General features: G+C 62.0%; 18 protein-coding genes. All 18 read right to left on the bottom strand.

Features of this window, described 5'->3' with window-relative positions:
• Nucleotides 1–26: 26 nt before the first annotated feature.
• Entirely contained in the window at nt 27–1,058 is a 1,032-nt protein-coding gene (locus ACVWZP_RS28040; RefSeq protein ID WP_046382377.1) for an ADP-ribosylglycohydrolase family protein, read from the bottom strand.
• Nucleotides 1,055–1,768, bottom strand: a complete 714-nt coding sequence (locus ACVWZP_RS28035; RefSeq protein WP_046382376.1) for a GntR family transcriptional regulator — start codon at nt 1,766–1,768, stop codon at nt 1,055–1,057. The genes ACVWZP_RS28040 and ACVWZP_RS28035 overlap by 4 nt, the downstream gene beginning before the upstream one ends.
• A gap of 71 nt (nt 1,769–1,839) precedes the next feature.
• Nucleotides 1,840–2,400: a DUF1285 domain-containing protein gene (locus tag ACVWZP_RS28030; protein ID WP_372813642.1), complete on the bottom strand. Its 561-nt coding sequence runs from the start codon at nt 2,398–2,400 to the stop codon at nt 1,840–1,842.
• Between the two features lie 16 nt (nt 2,401–2,416).
• Complete coding sequence (locus ACVWZP_RS28025; protein WP_046382374.1) at nt 2,417–3,022, bottom strand: DUF4823 domain-containing protein; 606 nt, start codon at nt 3,020–3,022, stop codon at nt 2,417–2,419.
• A gap of 184 nt (nt 3,023–3,206) precedes the next feature.
• Nucleotides 3,207–4,175: a GTP 3',8-cyclase MoaA gene (locus ACVWZP_RS28020; protein ID WP_046382373.1), complete on the bottom strand. Its 969-nt coding sequence runs from the start codon at nt 4,173–4,175 to the stop codon at nt 3,207–3,209.
• A 114-nt stretch (nt 4,176–4,289) separates the two neighbouring features.
• A complete protein-coding gene (locus ACVWZP_RS28015; protein ID WP_046382372.1) occupies nt 4,290–4,958 on the bottom strand; it encodes a TetR/AcrR family transcriptional regulator in 669 nt (222 codons plus the stop codon).
• Between the two features lie 445 nt (nt 4,959–5,403).
• On the bottom strand, nt 5,404–6,189 hold the full coding sequence (locus tag ACVWZP_RS28010) for a TatD family hydrolase (RefSeq protein WP_046382371.1): 786 nt from the start codon (nt 6,187–6,189) through the stop codon (nt 5,404–5,406).
• Nucleotides 6,190–6,252: 63 nt separating this feature from the next.
• Nucleotides 6,253–7,242 (bottom strand): DNA polymerase III subunit delta', encoded by a 990-nt coding sequence (locus tag ACVWZP_RS28005; RefSeq protein WP_457370302.1) that lies wholly within the window; start codon nt 7,240–7,242, stop codon nt 6,253–6,255.
• Nucleotides 7,235–7,867: a dTMP kinase gene (tmk, locus tag ACVWZP_RS28000; RefSeq protein ID WP_046382369.1), complete on the bottom strand. Its 633-nt coding sequence runs from the start codon at nt 7,865–7,867 to the stop codon at nt 7,235–7,237. The genes ACVWZP_RS28005 and tmk overlap by 8 nt, the downstream gene beginning before the upstream one ends.
• A gap of 19 nt (nt 7,868–7,886) precedes the next feature.
• The gene (gene mltG, locus ACVWZP_RS27995; protein ID WP_126589457.1) at nt 7,887–9,017 is read right to left on the bottom strand and encodes an endolytic transglycosylase MltG; all 1,131 of its coding nucleotides are present in this window, start codon (nt 9,015–9,017) and stop codon (nt 7,887–7,889) included.
• 1 nt (nt 9,018) lies between these two features.
• Nucleotides 9,019–9,834: an aminodeoxychorismate lyase gene (gene pabC / locus ACVWZP_RS27990; RefSeq protein WP_457370301.1), complete on the bottom strand. Its 816-nt coding sequence runs from the start codon at nt 9,832–9,834 to the stop codon at nt 9,019–9,021.
• Entirely contained in the window at nt 9,834–11,078 is a 1,245-nt protein-coding gene (fabF, locus tag ACVWZP_RS27985) for a beta-ketoacyl-ACP synthase II (protein ID WP_046382366.1), read from the bottom strand. Before fabF ends, pabC begins: the two co-directional genes overlap by 1 nt.
• Before the next feature lie 126 nt (nt 11,079–11,204).
• On the bottom strand, nt 11,205–11,441 hold the full coding sequence (acpP, locus tag ACVWZP_RS27980; protein ID WP_003175607.1) for an acyl carrier protein: 237 nt from the start codon (nt 11,439–11,441) through the stop codon (nt 11,205–11,207).
• A 192-nt stretch (nt 11,442–11,633) separates the two neighbouring features.
• Complete coding sequence (gene fabG, locus ACVWZP_RS27975) at nt 11,634–12,377, bottom strand: 3-oxoacyl-ACP reductase FabG (RefSeq protein ID WP_046382365.1); 744 nt, start codon at nt 12,375–12,377, stop codon at nt 11,634–11,636.
• A 24-nt stretch (nt 12,378–12,401) separates the two neighbouring features.
• Nucleotides 12,402–13,340, bottom strand: coding sequence for an ACP S-malonyltransferase (gene fabD, locus ACVWZP_RS27970; protein WP_457370300.1), 939 nt, complete (start codon nt 13,338–13,340; stop codon nt 12,402–12,404).
• Nucleotides 13,341–13,466: 126 nt separating this feature from the next.
• Nucleotides 13,467–14,477: a phosphate acyltransferase PlsX gene (plsX, locus tag ACVWZP_RS27965; protein WP_457370299.1), complete on the bottom strand. Its 1,011-nt coding sequence runs from the start codon at nt 14,475–14,477 to the stop codon at nt 13,467–13,469.
• A gap of 4 nt (nt 14,478–14,481) precedes the next feature.
• A complete protein-coding gene (gene rpmF, locus ACVWZP_RS27960; RefSeq protein WP_008152339.1) occupies nt 14,482–14,664 on the bottom strand; it encodes a 50S ribosomal protein L32 in 183 nt (60 codons plus the stop codon).
• Between the two features lie 13 nt (nt 14,665–14,677).
• Nucleotides 14,678–15,208, bottom strand: coding sequence for a YceD family protein (locus ACVWZP_RS27955; protein WP_027607804.1), 531 nt, complete (start codon nt 15,206–15,208; stop codon nt 14,678–14,680).
• Between the last annotated feature and the right edge of the window lie 93 nt (nt 15,209–15,301).

The following is a 15,301-nucleotide window of genomic DNA, read 5'->3' as shown; positions in this document are numbered from 1 at the left end:
ATTCGCAAATCGCAATGTTGACTCGGTCAGTGCGCGAGCGCGCTGGCCTGTAGCGCCTGGCGCAAGCTGAGCAGCCCTTCAACCAACGGCTGCAACGCCAGCCCGTTGACCCGCTGGACCTGTTCGATCATCGCCGCCGGCCAGCATTGCATCCCCAGGCACGCGCCCAGCATCGCGCCGAGGATCGCGGCGATGGTGTCGGTGTCGCCGCCCAGGCTGGCGGCCACGCACAAGGCCTCGAAGGCGTTCATCTCGCCCACCGCCACTTGCTGCGCGAGGGCGAACGAGACCACCACCGATTCCTGGGAAGCGACCGAGGTGCCAATCAATTCATAGAGCAAGTCGGCGAACAGCGCCTTGTCGCCACTGGCGACGCTCAAGGTCCGCGCCCAACCGATGCGCGTGGCAATACGGCCGCCGGCCACCCAGTGTCCATGGCGTTCGGCCTGCTGGGCGATCTGGCTGCCGATGTTCAGCGCTGCGCCCAGGTCCGCGCCGTTGATCCCGGCCGAGACCACTGCCGCCACTGCCGCGGCACTGGAGATGCCCAGGCTGGTGTTGTGGGTCACCTGGCACGCCTGGATCACCGCACGGATGAACGGCGCGGGGTCGCTGACATCGGCGGCAATCCCCACCGGCGCGATACGCATCGCCGCGCCGTTGGTGGTGCCGTAGCGCCCGGACTCTTCAGGCGTATGCCCAGCGAGGATCATGTCGATGGCGCGCTTGGTCGACGGGCCCAGCAGGTCCTGGGAGCCTTTGGCGCGCATTCGCGCTTCCCAGTCGATCAGGCGTCGCGCAAGTACGCTCGGCTCGATCGTGCCCTGGCCTTCCACCAGCAACTCGCCGACGAGGATCGCCTGCTCGGTGTCATCGGTGATGGAGCCGGCGGGCATGTTCGGTGCGATGGGTTGGTCGGCGTCGGCATCTTCCAGGCCGGTGATGGCACCGAAGCGCGCCCGGACCTGCTCACGGCTCAAAGACTGGGTGGGCATGCCCAGGGCATCGCCCAACGCCAGACCGTAGAAGGCGCCGAGGGCACGATTGTGCGCGCTCATTTCGTCGCGCCAAACTGCAAGTGCAGACGAAAATGCAGCGGGTCGAGCAGACTCTCCACGTATTCCATGAAGCGTTCGCGCCGGTCGTAAGTGGTGCGCGACGCCTTGAGAAACACCGTGCCCACCGGGCGCTCGAGCAGCTCGGCGTCTTCATCGGTCAGGGGCTCGGCGCCGATCCATTGATCGCCTTCGGCGCCGACGTAACCGTAAGCGGCCAGGGTGATGGTCAGGGAGTTGTCGATCAGCCCGACCCGGGGCAAGCCTTCCAGGCCTCCGGAGGCCGGCATCAGCGAGCGCTCCAAAGACACGGCGCGGCCATCGGCGGCGCGGCGGCGACGGTCGAGGGCGATGAATTGGTCGCTGCCGAAGCGGCTGAACAGGTCCGGGCGGGTCACGGCTTCGAAGCGCAGGATGTCGGTGCTGACCAGGGCGCCGGTGTCAGCCAGGGCCTGGGCCCAGCCATTGCGTTGGTCAAGCACCATGCCGTCATAGGTGACGATGGAGCCGACGCCGCCCTGGGTGGCGATGTAGTTGCGGCGCTTGAGCTCGGCCAGGGCTTCGCGCAGCGTGCCGCGACTGACCGCAAACTCTTCGGCCAGTTGATGCTCACCCGGCAGCAGGAAACCGTCGGCCATCACCCCACCTTCGATACGGCGGATGAGTTCGTCGACGACGCGTTTTTTCTTATCGAATCGGACATGTCTAATCATGTACAAATTGATAACCGAAAGCAGCCGTTTACAGCAAGCGAATTATTTCAGGGAGAGGAAAAAAAACCTTCTCAGGGCTCCAGGCCAATCGGGAAGAACGTCCCGCCGCTCCACACGCCGAGCCAGTTCTGACCGTCGATCGGACGGCTCACCGCCAGCTCGACCAATTGGTAGAACACATTGCGATGCACCAGGGCTTCGAGGTTGGCGCGCACCCGCAGATAGGGCGAAGGCTCCTCGGTGTCGGGGTCGATCACCACCCGCAGCGGGTGTTCAAGATCGGCCTCGACCTGCTCGTCGACTTGCGTGGTGAAGCGCAACCGCTGGCTTTCGCCCTGCCCTTCGACTTCCAGGGTGACCGCGACAAACGGCGCATCCTCGACGGTGATGCCGACCTTTTCCACGGGGGTGATCAGAAAGTACTCATCGCCATCGCGGCGGATGATGTTGGAGAACAACTTGACCATCGGCTTGCGCCCGATCGGCGTGCCCTGGTAATACCAGGTGCCGTCGCGGGCAATGTGCATGTCGATGTTGCCGCAGAAGTCCGGGTTCCACAGATGCACCGGCGCCGGCCCCTTGCCCTTGGGCAGTTGGGCCAATAGATCATTGGCCTTGGCGGAATCGGTCATGGGCTTCTCCTCTGGCTTACTGATCGCTCATGCCCAGCAGGCCTCGGGCGTACTGCGCCAGCGGGCGGGCGATCAGATCTTGGGGCGTATTGTCGTGGAACGTCAGTAAACCGCCACGACTGCGAATCCGTGCAGTATCAATCAAATACTGGGTGCTGGTCTCGATCAACATGATCTGGATAACGCCGCTGTCCAGGCCGACACGGTCGAGGGCCTGTTGATCGGTCCACTCATCGGCGTTGCCGATGCGGTCATCCGCCTTGGCGAAGCGGCAGTACAGCAAGTAGTGAGCGCCGGCCGCACGGGCTTCGGCCATGGCTTGTTCGAGGCTTTCGGGCTGGCGGGCGCGGCGCACCATGGGGAAGTATTCGACGAAGCCGTTGAAGGCTTCTTCGGCGACCACGTTCGGGCGCGGATAGGCGCTGCCGGGCGGCACGAAGGCGCCCTGGGCGATGAAGACAAAGGAGTCCGGCTGCACGCGAATCGACGCGGAGCGCCGGGTGTCGCTGTGGTCCAGCAACCCGGCGTCGCTCATCTGATAACGGGTGCCTTCGGCCATATCGCTGACGGTCATGCAACCACTCAGCGTCAACGACGCCAGCAACAAAACCAGACTACGCATCCTAATCCTCCAGAAGCCGGTGACGGAAAACCGGCGAATGGGCATGAGATGCAGAATCCGCGCCATTTGGGGAGGGGGCTTGCTCCCGATTGCGGCGAGTCGGTCAGATTATCTGGGACTGACACATTGCAATCGGGGGCAAGCCCCCTCCCACACTGGATTGTGCGCAATCTTGAAAACCGGGTTAGCCGCCGATGATTTTCATGATGGTCGCACCACCGGAGAACGCCACTTCCTGTTTGTCGCCCAAGGCCTTCATCAGCAAGCCTTGCAAGGCCGGCAGCGCCTGGTGGCGCGGTTTATCCAGCAGGTCGCCGACATAGTGACGATTGCTCGACGACAGGCAGCCATGCAACCAACCGGTGGACGACAGCCGCAACCGTGAACAGGTGCGGCAGAACGGCACGCTTTCGTTGGCGATCACCCCAAAGAAACCCTTGCCCGGCACTTCGTAGCGCACCGCCGTGGCGTCCACAGGAGCGTTGGCTTGCAGGTATTCGTGGTGTTCGCCGATCAGGCTCAGCAGTTGCTGAAGGCTGACGAATTGCTGCAGGAAGGCATTGGAGTCCTTGGCCAGGTGGCCCATTCGCATCAGTTCGATAAAGCGCAGCTCGTAGCCCCGTTCCAGGCAATAGTCGAGCAGCGGCATCACCTGATCGAGGTTCTGGCCGCGCAACGGCACCATATTCACCTTGATCTTGATCCCGGCCGCGCGCGCCTGATCCATGCCATCGAGCACCGTGGCCAGGTCGCCGCCACGGGCGATGCTGCGGAAGGCCTCGGCGTTCAGCGTGTCGAGGGACACGTTGATGCGCCGAATGCCGGCGTCCACCAGCAGCGGCAGTTTGCGCGCCAGCAGTTGGCCGTTGGTGGTCAGGCTGATCTCACTGAGGCCCATCCCGCCCACAGCGCCCATGAAGGCTTCCAGCTTGGGGCTGACCAACGGCTCACCACCGGTGATGCGCAGGCGCTCGATACCGGCGGCTTCGATCAGGTAAGCCACGCCACGGGCCATGGCCTCGGCCGAGAGTTCGTCCTGGGCAGCCACCAGCCGCTTGCCGTTAGGCACGCAATAGGTACACGCGTAATTGCAGGCTGAGGTCAGGCTGATCCGCAAATTGCGAAAACGCCTGCCTTGACGATCAACGATCATGGATCACTCCGGCAGAGGATAATTCAGACGCAGCAAAAGCTGACTCATAAATCAGCTTTTGGCAATAGCCTTACCTGAGTATATTCCTGGGTTACTGCACCTGGCAGCAAATCATTACGCGGCAGGTGTGCCAGCAGGTGCAGCGTCAACGGGTGGCAGCTCGCTGCTGTGCTTGCGCTTGTTGCCCATACGCACGCCGATGTCCATCAGGAACTGGAAGAAACCTTCCTGATCTTCCAATACATTGCTCCAGAACGGCGAGTGGTACAGCGCCACTGCGCCATGCACTAACGCCCAGGCGGCGCAGTAGTGGAAATACGGCGGCACGTCTTCCAGCTTGCCTTCGCTGATGCGGCCCTTGATCAGCAGGGTCAGGCGTTCGAAGTTCGAGGCGCGGATCTTGTGCAACTCCTCGACCATTTCCGGCACCTGATGGCCCTTGACCACCTTCTCTTCCAGGCGGTCGAACAGGCGGTAGCGCTGCGGGTCACGCATGCGGAACTCGAAGTAGGCCCGCGACAGGGCCTCCTTGTCCTTGTCCACATCGGCCGAATGCAGCAGCTCGTTCAGGTCGCGCTCGTAGTCGAGCATCAGGCGCAGGTAGATCTCGGCCTTGGACTTGAAGTGCTTGTAGATGGTGCCTTTGCCGATACCTACGGCATCCGCGATCATCTCGACGGTAACGCTGTCTTCACCTTGTTCGAGGAACAACTTGAGGGCGGTGTCGAGAATTTCCTGCTCGCGGCGGCGAAACTCACGGACCTTACGGGGTTCTTTTTGCATGAGGAAAAGGTCTGCAGAGGTCGGTATAGGGAGGGTTGCGCAGGGCCAAGGAGACGTGGCGATACGATTTACCCGGTACGAGGGATTATCCCGACTGAACGGTCGTTGGGCAACGCTTATGTGAACCGCTCACACACATTACTTTCAGCATGCCGACGAATTCATGGCGTTCAGTCAGAAATAATACGTGACGCCTACGCCTGTACATCCGCTCAATGAGAACTCAAGCGAAGCGCGCGTATTCCAAATCTGTTTAAAAAACGACCAGACGCGACTGGACTGAATCGGATACTGATCAATACTTCAACTGTCGGCGCGACATCTCCCCCAAGTGAAGCGTCGACCTGGGTACCGACGGACTGCGTGCCCTTGTTTTACTCCTAATGGTCTTAACCCGGATTCCCCCCCCAGAACCCGGGTTTTTTTTGCCTCGGATTTGGTCGCGTCAACCCGCGACGTGCGCCAGCGGGAACAGGCGCTTGAAGTTCTCGGTGGTCTGTTCGGCAAAGCGTTCGTAGGACTCACCGCGTAGCATCGCCAGGTAATCCGCCACGTCACGCACATACTCCGGCAGGTTCGGCTTGCCGCGATGGGGAATCGGCGCCAGGTACGGCGAGTCGGTTTCCACCAGCAGCCGGTCGGCCGGCACTTGTCGCGCCACGTCACGCAGGGCGTCGGCATTGCGAAAGGTGACGATGCCCGACAGGGAAATGTAGAACCCCAGGTCGAGGGCCGCCTTGGCCATGTCCCAGTCTTCGGTGAAGCAATGCAGCACGCCGGCCTGGGGCAATGCGGCTTCGCGCAGCAGGCTCAGGGTGTCGGCGCGGGCGCCGCGGGTGTGGACGATGACCGGTTTGCCGGTCTGCTCGGCGGCGTGCAGGTGCAGGCGGAACGACGCTTGCTGCAATAGCGCGGCTTCGGGCTCGTAGTGATAGTCCAGGCCGGTTTCACCAATCGCCACCACCCGTGGGTGGTTGAGTTCGCCGAGCAACCAGTCGAGGGCCGGGGCTTCGCCGGGCTTGAGGTCCAGCGGGTGGATACCCACCGAGCAATCCACGTCCGCGTAGCGATCCGCGAGGGCTTTGACGTCGGCCGCATTGTCGGCGCTGACGCCGATGCACAGGAAGTGCCCGACCCCACGCTGGCGGGCCGCTTCCAGGGCGGCGTCGAGGGAACCGCCGTGTTGGGCGAGGTCGAGGCGATCAAGGTGGCAATGGGAATCTACGAGCATAGGATATGACAACTTCAATCACGGGAAGGATCTGACCGACGATACACCCGTCGGCCACGGAAATTAACGCCGGCCGAGCAAACCGACCCACTGCACCAGCAGCGCTTCGAGCAACAGCACGCGGTTGAGGTTGGCCTTGCCGAGGACCTTCTGGCGCTGGGCGAGAATCCAGTCCTGGATATTCAGCACCTTGTCCTGTGCGCTTTTCTGCGCGAGGTATTGCACGACCTTGCGCATGTCCGGCAGGCCCAGGCCATTTTCATCCTGGGTCAACTGGTAGCGCAGGATCAGGCTCGACCAGTCGCAGAACCAGTCGAACAGCAGCAGCAAGGGGATGTCCTTCCAGGCGGTTTCCGCCAACTGGGTGGCGGACAACTCCTGCTTGAGCAGCTTTTTCACCCCGTCCACCACCAGCGCGCGTTGCTCGCGCACGCCCTGGGCCTGCAGCTTCACGGCGGCCAGGGGGGAGCCGGCGGCCAGGGTCAGCAACTCGACGCGTTCGGCTTCGGAACAGTCCGGCAAAGCCTGTTCCAGCCATCGCAGGCTCATCGCCTCGCTGGGCAATGGGCACGCCTGCTGCACGCAACGGCTGCGAATGGTCGGCAACAAGCGGCTGGACTGGTGGCTGACCAGCAACAGCACGGTATCGCCGGAAGGTTCTTCGAGGCTTTTGAGCAAGGCGTTGGCCGCGTTGATGTTCATCGCCTCCACCGGCTCGATCAGTACGACCTTGCGCCCGCCCATCTGCGCGGTTTGCACCACGAAGCTGACGAGGTCACGCACCTGGTCGACCTTGATCGCCTTGTCCGCTTCCTCGGGTTCCAGCAGGTAGTTGTCCGGGTGGCTGCCGGCCTTGAGCAGCAGGCAGGACTTGCACGCGCCGCAGGCTTCCAGGTTGACCGGGCGTTGGCACAGCAGGCTGGCCATCAGGCGCTCGGCGAGTGCGCGCTTACCGATACCCGCCGGGCCGTGCAACAAGTAGGCATGAGCGTGCTGGGCACGCCCCGCCAGTTGCTGCCAGAGACTGTCCTGCCAAGGGTAGGCTTCAGCCACGGGCGCGCTCCAGCAATGTGGGTAGCAGCGCATCGATGGCCTGCTGCACCTGGGCCAGCGGCTGCGCGGCGTCCAACAGGTAGTAACGCGCCGGCTCGGCCTTGGCCCGGGCAAGGAATGCGCTGCGCACGGCGTTGAAAAACGCCTGGCCTTCCAGTTCGAAGCGGTCCAGGCGGCCACGCGCACTGGCACGGGCCAGGCCGACTTCCACCGGCAGGTCGAACACCAGGGTCAGGTCGGGGCGCAAATCGCCCTGGACGAAGGTCTCCAGGGTGGCGATGCGCGCCTGGGACAGGCCGCGGCCACCGCCTTGGTAGGCATAGGTGGAATCGGTGAAGCGGTCACAAATCACCACGGCGCCGCGGGCCAGCGCCGGGCGAATCACTTCGGCCAGGTGCTGGGCGCGTGCGGCGAACACCAGCAGCAGCTCGGTGTCCGGGTTCATCTGTTCTTCACCTGGGGCCAGCAGCACTTCACGGATGCGCTCGGCCAATGGCGTACCGCCGGGCTCGCGGGTCAGCACCACCTCGACGCCCGCAGCGCGCAAACGCTCGGCCAGGTAATCGCGGTTGGTGCTTTTGCCGGCGCCTTCCGGGCCTTCCAGGGTAATAAACAAGCCAGTCACAGGCAGTCCTTAGTCAGAGTCATTGCGGGCTTAGCGGTGCGGCGGCGTCCGGCGCAGGCTCGGCGGGTGCGTCGGGGGCATCGTTCGTCGGCGCGGGGTCTTCCAACGGCTTCACCTGCGGCGCCGGGCTGGAACGGTAATCGGCGCGACGCTTGAGCTGGAACTCACGCACCGCGGCATTATGTGCATCCAGGTCGTCCGAGAAAATATGACTGCCATCACCCCGGGCAACGAAATACAGGCTGCTGCCCGGCACCGGGTTCAGCGCCGCATGAATCGCCTCGCGGCCGACCATCGCGATGGGTGTCGGCGGGAGCCCGGCAACCATGTAGGTGTTGTAGGGGTTGGCTTCCTTGAGATGGGCACGCGTCAGCTTACCGTTGTAGCGCTCGCCCAGGCCGTAGATCACCGTCGGATCGGTCTGCAGCAGCATGCCGATCTTCATGCGACGCACGAATACCCCGGCGATCTGCCCCCGCTCCTCCGGCACACCGGTCTCTTTCTCCACCAGGGAGGCCATGATCAGCGCTTGGTAGGGGTCGGTGTACGGCGCGTCGGCGGCGCGTTTGCTCCACTCCTGGGCGAGCACATCGTCCAGGCGGTTGTAGGCTTTCTTGAGGAACTCGACATCCGTCATGCCGCGCACAAAGCGATAGGTATCGGGGAAGAACCGCCCCTCGGGGAAAACCCCTGGGTGGCCGAGCTTGTCCATCACTTCGCTGTCACTCAGGCCGGCAAGGCTCTGCACGATCTTTTCATGCTTGGCCAGCGCCGAGCGCACTTGGCGGAAATTCCAGCCCTCCACCAGGGTCAGGCTGTATTGCACCACTTCGCCACGCTGCCACAGGCCGATCAAGCCTTGGGCGGTGAGGCCGGGAGTGAGGCGGTATTCGCCGCTGTGCAATGGCTGGCCTTCGAGGTTGAAGCGCCAGTACAGACGCAACCAGAAGGCGCCGTCGAGCACACCGTCGGCTTCCAGGCGATTGAAAGTGCCGGTCGGCGTGGCTCCGGCGGGGACGTCGAGCAGTTGCTCCTCGGTCAGGTGCAAGGGCTGCTTGAGGGCTGAGTCGAGCTTCCAGGCCGAAAACCCCAACAGCAACGCCGCCGCGAACAGACCGATCAGCAGCAGTAACAACAGTTTTCGTATCAACTCAAATATCCAATAGCGCGCGAACAATGCCCTGCAGTTTACGGGTGAGCGGCCCAACCGACCAGCTCATCGCAGCACAGCCGCGCACCGGCCAAATGCCATAAACGCTGTTGCAGACAAAAACCTCGTCGGCCGACTGCAACTGCTCAAGGCTGATATCGGCCACGACCACCGGGGTGCCGAGCGCCTGCGTCTGGGCCAGTACCTCGGCACGCATGACGCCGGCCACGCCGCAACGATTCAGATCAGCGGTCAACAACACGCCGTGACGCACCAGGAACAGGTTGCTGAACACGCCTTCGATGACGCGCCCGGACATATCCAGCATCAAACCTTCGGCATGCTCGGTATCTTGCCACTCGGCGCGCGCGATCACTTGTTCGAGGCGATTGAGGTGCTTGAGACCGGCCAGCAGCGGCTGTTCGGACAAACGGGTGGCGCACGGAAACAGGCGGATACCGTCGTTGCCATGGGCCTGGGGATAAGCAGCAGGCGCACTGCCCTGCAGGATACGGCGCACCGGGGCGCCGGGGTTGATGCCATAACCGCGCAGGCTGTCGCCTCGGGTGAGGATCAATTTGAGTACGCCGTCGCCGAGGGCGCTGGCATAAGCGAGCACTTCGCTGCGGACCAATGCCGGGTCCACAACCAATGCCAACCGCCTGCAACCCTCGGCCAGGCGTTGCAGGTGGCGGTCGAGCAACACCGGTTGCCCGGCCTTGACGGCGATGGTTTCGAACAGGCCATCGCCATACGCCAGGCCACGATCTTTCAGGGGCACGCTGTCCGCTGGCTGACCGTCGACCCAGCTGTGCATTACTCGGCGAACCGGCGGAACACCAGGGAGCCGTTGGTGCCACCGAAACCGAACGAGTTGGACAACACCACGTCGATCGGCATTTTCTGCGCTTCATGAGGCACGAAGTTCAGGTCGCAGCCTTCATCCGGCTCATCGAGGTTGATGGTCGGCGGAGCGACCTGATCCCTGATGGCCAGCACGCTGAAGATCGCTTCGACCGCGCCCGCCGCACCCAACAGGTGGCCGGTCATGGACTTGGTGGAGCTGACTGCCAGCTTGTAGGCGTGCTCGCCGAACACCGACTTGATCGCTTCGGCTTCCGCCAGGTCGCCGGTCGCTGTCGAAGTGCCGTGGGCGTTGATGTACTGCACCAGGTCCGGGCTGATCTTCGCATCGCGCAGGGCGTTGGTGATGCAACGCGCAGCACCGGCGCCGTTGGCCGGTGGCGAAGTCATGTGGTAGGCGTCGCCACTCATGCCAAAGCCGATCAGCTCGGCGTAGATCGTCGCGCCACGCGCCTTGGCGTGTTCCAGCTCTTCCAGCACCAGCGCACCGGCGCCGTCGGCCAGGACGAAACCGTCACGGCCCTTGTCCCACGGACGGCTGGCACGAGCCGGCTCGTCGTTGCGGGTCGACAGCGCACGCGACGCGCCGAAGCCGCCCATGCCCAGGCCGCAGGCCGCCATTTCAGCGCCGCCGGCAATCATCACGTCCGCTTCGTCATAGGCGATATTGCGCGCGGCCATGCCGATGCAATGCGTGCCTGTGGTGCAAGCCGTGGCGATGGCGTAGTTAGGTCCCTGTGCTCCCAGATGGATGGACAGGAAACCGGAAATCATATTGATGATCGAACCCGGCACGAAGAACGGTGAAATTCGACGCGGACCGGACTCGTGCAACGTGCGACTGGTTTCTTCGATATTGGTCAAACCGCCAATACCCGAACCCATGGCCACGCCGATGCGTTCACGGTTGGCGTCGGTGACTTCCAGACCAGCGTCACGCACTGCCTGAAAACCGGCTGCCAGGCCGTATTGAATGAACAGGTCGAGTTTGCGGGACTCTTTGATCGAGAGGTATTGCTCGACATTGAACCCCTTTACCGAGCCGCCAAAACGGGTGGAATAGGCAGAAAGGTCCGTGTGTTCGATCAGACCAATACCACTGCGGCCAGCCAGAATGCCCTGCCAACTGCTCGGCACATCCGTGCCCAGTGGCGACAACATACCCATACCGGTGACTACGACGCGTCTACGCGACACAGCACTCTCCTTTTTCTAATGACGACACTTTGCTTCAGAATCACTTTTCATCAGAGCTAAAGAAAAAACCGCACGCCGTTACAGCAGTGCGGTTTTTCCCTGACAGCAAGCGACGACTACAAACTATTACGCCTGGTGGCTGGTAACGTAGTCGATTGCAGCTTGAACGGTAGTGATTTTTTCAGCTTCTTCGTCCGGGATTTCGGTCTCGAATTCCTCTTCCAGAGCCATCACCAGCTCAACGGTGTCAAGGGAGTCGGCACCCAGGTCTTCAACGAAGGAAGCGGTGTTGACCACTTCTTCTTCTTTAACGCCCAGTTGCTCGGCAACGATTTTCTTGACGCGCTCTTCGATGGTGCTCATACCTTGTTTTCACTCCTAATGGACAAATTCAGGCAGCTGGCCAGTGGGTAAGTGTATAGAAAGCCATTTCAGCTTTTCAACTGAAAGGTTCACCCCGTACCCGGTCGGCCACCCGCGTATAAATTAAGTTGCAGCTTTATAACGGATTTTAGACAGCTCGTATGACATTTTTTTGAAGCGATCCGTCACAATTTAACTCATGTACATCCCGCCGTTAACCGGGATTGTAGCCCCAGTCACGTATGCCGCACCGTCGGATGCCAGGAAAGAGACCACATTCGCAATCTCTTGAGCCTGGCCCAGACGGCCCAGCGGAATCTGCGTCAGCAAGGCTTCACGCTGTGCTTCCGGCAGTTCGCGGGTCATATCGGTGTCGATGAACCCAGGGGCCACCGAGTTGACCGTAATCGACCGCGAGCCGACTTCACGCGCCAGTGCGCGGCTGAAACCTTCCAGACCGGCTTTCGCCGCGGCATAGTTTACTTGGCCTGCGTTGCCCATGGCACCCACTACGGAGCCAATATTGATAATTCGACCCCAACGCGCCTTGGTCATGCCGCGCAAAACGCCCTTGGACAGGCGAAACAGACTGTTCAAGTTGGTGTCGACGACGTCATGCCACTCGTCGTCTTTCATCCGCATCATCAGATTATCGCGGGTGATACCGGCATTATTCACCAGAATCGCCGGCGCGCCGAACTGTGCGGTGATCTCGGCCAGTACGGCAGCCACGGACTCATCGCTGGTCACATTCAGCTCAAGGCCGGTGCCCTGCACGCCGTTTTCCTTCAAGGTCGCGGCGATACGCTCGGCGCCCGCGGCGGAAGTGGCGGTGCCGATCACGACGGCGCCCTGACGGCCCAGTTCCAGGGCGATCGCCTGGCCAATGCCACGGCTTGCGCCGGTAACCAGTGCAACTTTACCTTGCAGACTCATGCAGGCTTCTCCTAAGTTCGGGGTTCAGGCCAGTGCCGCGCGAGCGGCCGCAAAGGCATCCGGGGTATTGAGGTTGGAGGTCGACACGCCGTCGGCGCAGCGCTTGTTCAGGCCGGCCAGGACTTTGCCCGGGCCGCACTCGATCAACTCGGTGGCGCCGTTGGCGGCCAGGGTCTGTACCGATTCAACCCAACGCACCGGCTTGTAGAGTTGTTCCAGCAGGTCGCGCTTGAGGGTGTCGAGATCCGCGGCAACCGCCGCGCTGACGTTCTGCACCAGCGGGATCTGCGGCGCCTGCCAGTTGATGACGGCGATGGACTCGGCAAAACGCTCGGCCGCCGGGCGCATCAGCTCGCAGTGCGACGGCACGCTCACCGGCAACGGCAAGGCACGCTTGGCGCCACGGGCCTTGCAGCCTTCGATGGCGCGCTCAACGGCGGCCTTGGCACCAGCAATCACCACCTGGCCCGGCGAGTTGAAGTTCACCGCGCTGACCACTTCGCCCTGGGCCGCTTCGGCACAGGCGGCGATCACCACCGCTTCATCCAGGCCGAGAATGGCGGCCATGCCACCCTGCCCGGCCGGAACCGCTTCCTGCATCAACTGGCCACGACGCTCGACCAGCTTGACCGCTTCAGCGAGGGTCAGGCTGCCCGCGGCGACCAGGGCACTGTATTCGCCCAGGCTGTGACCGGCGACGAATGCCGGACGCGCGCCACCTTCCGCCAGCCACAAGCGCCACAGGGCGATCGAAGCGGTGAGGATGGCCGGCTGGGTTTTATCGGTTTGATTGAGTTGCTCTTCCGGCCCCTGCTGGGTCAGCGCCCACAGGTCGTAACCCAGGGCATCGGAAGCTTCCTTGAAGGTTTCCAGGATCAGCGGATATTGCGCGCCCAGCTCGGCCAACATGCCGAGGGACTGCGAACCCTGCCCTGGAAAGACGAATGCGAGGGATGTAGACATGTAACAAGCCCCTAATGATCTGGTCGTCGGATATAGGCGCTCCTACGATGGGAGCGCACGAAACTGACAGATTGGATGGTCAATTGAACCGGCCGGTCACATTTAAGCATTCCCGGGCCGATTCGCCTAAGGCAACAGATCTTCCAGGCGGCCGTGCAAGCGTCGCGGCAGATTTTCCTGGATCTCGATCAACGCCCGTGCAATCGCACTCTGAAAGCCTTCCACCCCCGCCGAGCCATGGCTTTTCACCACGATGCCCTGCAAGCCGAGAAAGCTTGCGCCATTATGCCGCGCCGGGGCCAAGTCCTCCTGCAGGCGGCGCATCAGCGGCAACGCCAGGGCGCCGACCAGGCGTGTCGCCAGGTTGCGCTTGAACAAGGCCTCGATCCGCGTGGCAATCATGGTCGCCAGGCCTTCGCTGGATTTAAGCAGGATATTGCCGACAAACCCGTCGCACACCACCACATCCGCCTCGCCGCGATACAAACCGTCGCCTTCGACAAAGCCGATGTAGTTCAACCCCCGCGCACCTTGCAGCAAAGCGGCGGCGAGCTTGACCTGCTGGTTGCCCTTGATGTCTTCGATGCCGATATTCAGCAAGGCCACGCGCGGACGAGCCACACCCAGCGCCTCGGCAGCCACCGAGCCCATCACGGCGAACTGGAACAGATGCTCGGCACTGCAATCGACATTCGCGCCCAGGTCGAGCAACTGGCAATAGCCTGTCTGCGTCGGTATCGCCGCGACTATCGCCGGCCGGTCGATCCCCGGCAAGGTCTTGAGCACATGCCGCGACAATGCCATCAGCGCGCCCGTATTGCCGGCACTGACACAGGCTTGCACCTTGCCATCACGCAACAACTCGAGGGCGACCCGCATTGAAGAGTCGGGCTTGCCACGCAGGGCTACCGCTGGCTTTTCATCCATGTCGATGGCTTCGCTGGCGGGCGTAATTGTCAGGCGCGCGCGATCCACAGCCGGATGGCTGGCAATCAGTTCTTCAAGAAGGGAAGGTTGACCGACGAGGGTCAGGTGCAGCGAGGGCGTAGCAGACAGGCTGGCAATACAAGCCTGAACAATGCTGCGGGGACCGAAGTCCCCGCCCATTGCGTCAATCGCGATGACTTGAGCAGACAAGTGATTACTCGTCAGCGCCCTTGTCGATCACTTTACGGCCACGGTATACGCCTTCTGGCGATACGTGGTGACGCAGGTGAATTTCACCGGTGGTTTTTTCTACAGACAGAGTGCTTGCCGTCAGGGCGTCGTGCGAACGACGCATGTCACGGGCAGAGCGGGATTTTTTGTTCTGCTGAACAGCCATAATTGATTAACTCCTAAACGTTTGGGTCACGCTTTAACTGCGCCAATACACTGAACGGGTTGGACCGCGTTACCTCGTCCTCGCTCGGTTCGGACTCGTCATCGAGGCCCGCCGGCTGCTGGCATTCTTCCGGATGATGAGCAGGCACAATGGGCAAGGCGAGCAAAAGCTCCTCCTCGATCAGTGCATGCAGATCCAAAGGATCTTCGCCCAGTTCCAGCACGTCATAACCTTTCGGCAACGACTGGGTATTCGCACCCTCCTTTACCACAGCGTAACTGCATTCGCTGTGAATCGGCAGGGTGACCAGCTCAAGACAACGCTGGCAAACCATTTTGACCTCGGTGTCGATAAAGCTGTGAATAACCACAGATTTACGTTCATCTCGTTCAAAAACGAATTTGGCCTGCACCGTACCGACAGTGTCGGAAAGCGGGTCGCAGAGTCTCTCCAAATCGGCCAGCAGCAATTCACCTTGAAGGGAAGTGCCACGATCAGCCAATTTGCGCGGGTCAACGTGAGGTGGAATCGGGTCATTCAACATAGGCGCAGCATTATAGGGATGCCCCCAGCCATGTCAAAGGAAATTCAGCCCTGTGCGTCAGCCGGTCGTCCCGCTAGAATCCCCGGTCGCCCT

This window comes from Pseudomonas sp. TE36184, assembly GCF_054060055.1.
This window is presented reverse-complemented; position numbering and strand designations above follow the sequence as displayed.

Excerpts from the sequence above, each read along its gene's own strand:
- acpP (WP_003175607.1), bottom strand. The coding sequence starts at position 11,441 with ATGAGCACCATCGAAGAGCGCGTCAAGAAAATCGTTGCCGAGCAACTG.
- rpmF (WP_008152339.1), bottom strand. The coding sequence starts at position 14,664 with ATGGCTGTTCAGCAGAACAAAAAATCCCGCTCTGCCCGTGACATGCGT.
- ACVWZP_RS28010 (WP_046382371.1), bottom strand. The coding sequence starts at position 6,189 with ATGCTCGTAGATTCCCATTGCCACCTTGATCGCCTCGACCTCGCCCAA.
- pabC (WP_457370301.1), bottom strand. The coding sequence starts at position 9,834 with ATGCACAGCTGGGTCGACGGTCAGCCAGCGGACAGCGTGCCCCTGAAA.
- ACVWZP_RS27955 (WP_027607804.1), bottom strand. The coding sequence starts at position 15,208 with ATGTTGAATGACCCGATTCCACCTCACGTTGACCCGCGCAAATTGGCT.
- ACVWZP_RS28015 (WP_046382372.1), bottom strand. The coding sequence starts at position 4,958 with ATGCAAAAAGAACCCCGTAAGGTCCGTGAGTTTCGCCGCCGCGAGCAG.
- fabD (WP_457370300.1), bottom strand. The coding sequence starts at position 13,340 with ATGTCTACATCCCTCGCATTCGTCTTTCCAGGGCAGGGTTCGCAGTCC.
- ACVWZP_RS28040 (WP_046382377.1), bottom strand. The coding sequence starts at position 1,058 with ATGAGCGCGCACAATCGTGCCCTCGGCGCCTTCTACGGTCTGGCGTTG.
- ACVWZP_RS28025 (WP_046382374.1), bottom strand. The coding sequence starts at position 3,022 with ATGCGTAGTCTGGTTTTGTTGCTGGCGTCGTTGACGCTGAGTGGTTGC.
- ACVWZP_RS28035 (WP_046382376.1), bottom strand. The coding sequence starts at position 1,768 with ATGATTAGACATGTCCGATTCGATAAGAAAAAACGCGTCGTCGACGAA.
- ACVWZP_RS28030 (WP_372813642.1), bottom strand. The coding sequence starts at position 2,400 with ATGACCGATTCCGCCAAGGCCAATGATCTATTGGCCCAACTGCCCAAG.
- ACVWZP_RS28020 (WP_046382373.1), bottom strand. The coding sequence starts at position 4,175 with ATGATCGTTGATCGTCAAGGCAGGCGTTTTCGCAATTTGCGGATCAGC.
- fabG (WP_046382365.1), bottom strand. The coding sequence starts at position 12,377 with ATGAGTCTGCAAGGTAAAGTTGCACTGGTTACCGGCGCAAGCCGTGGC.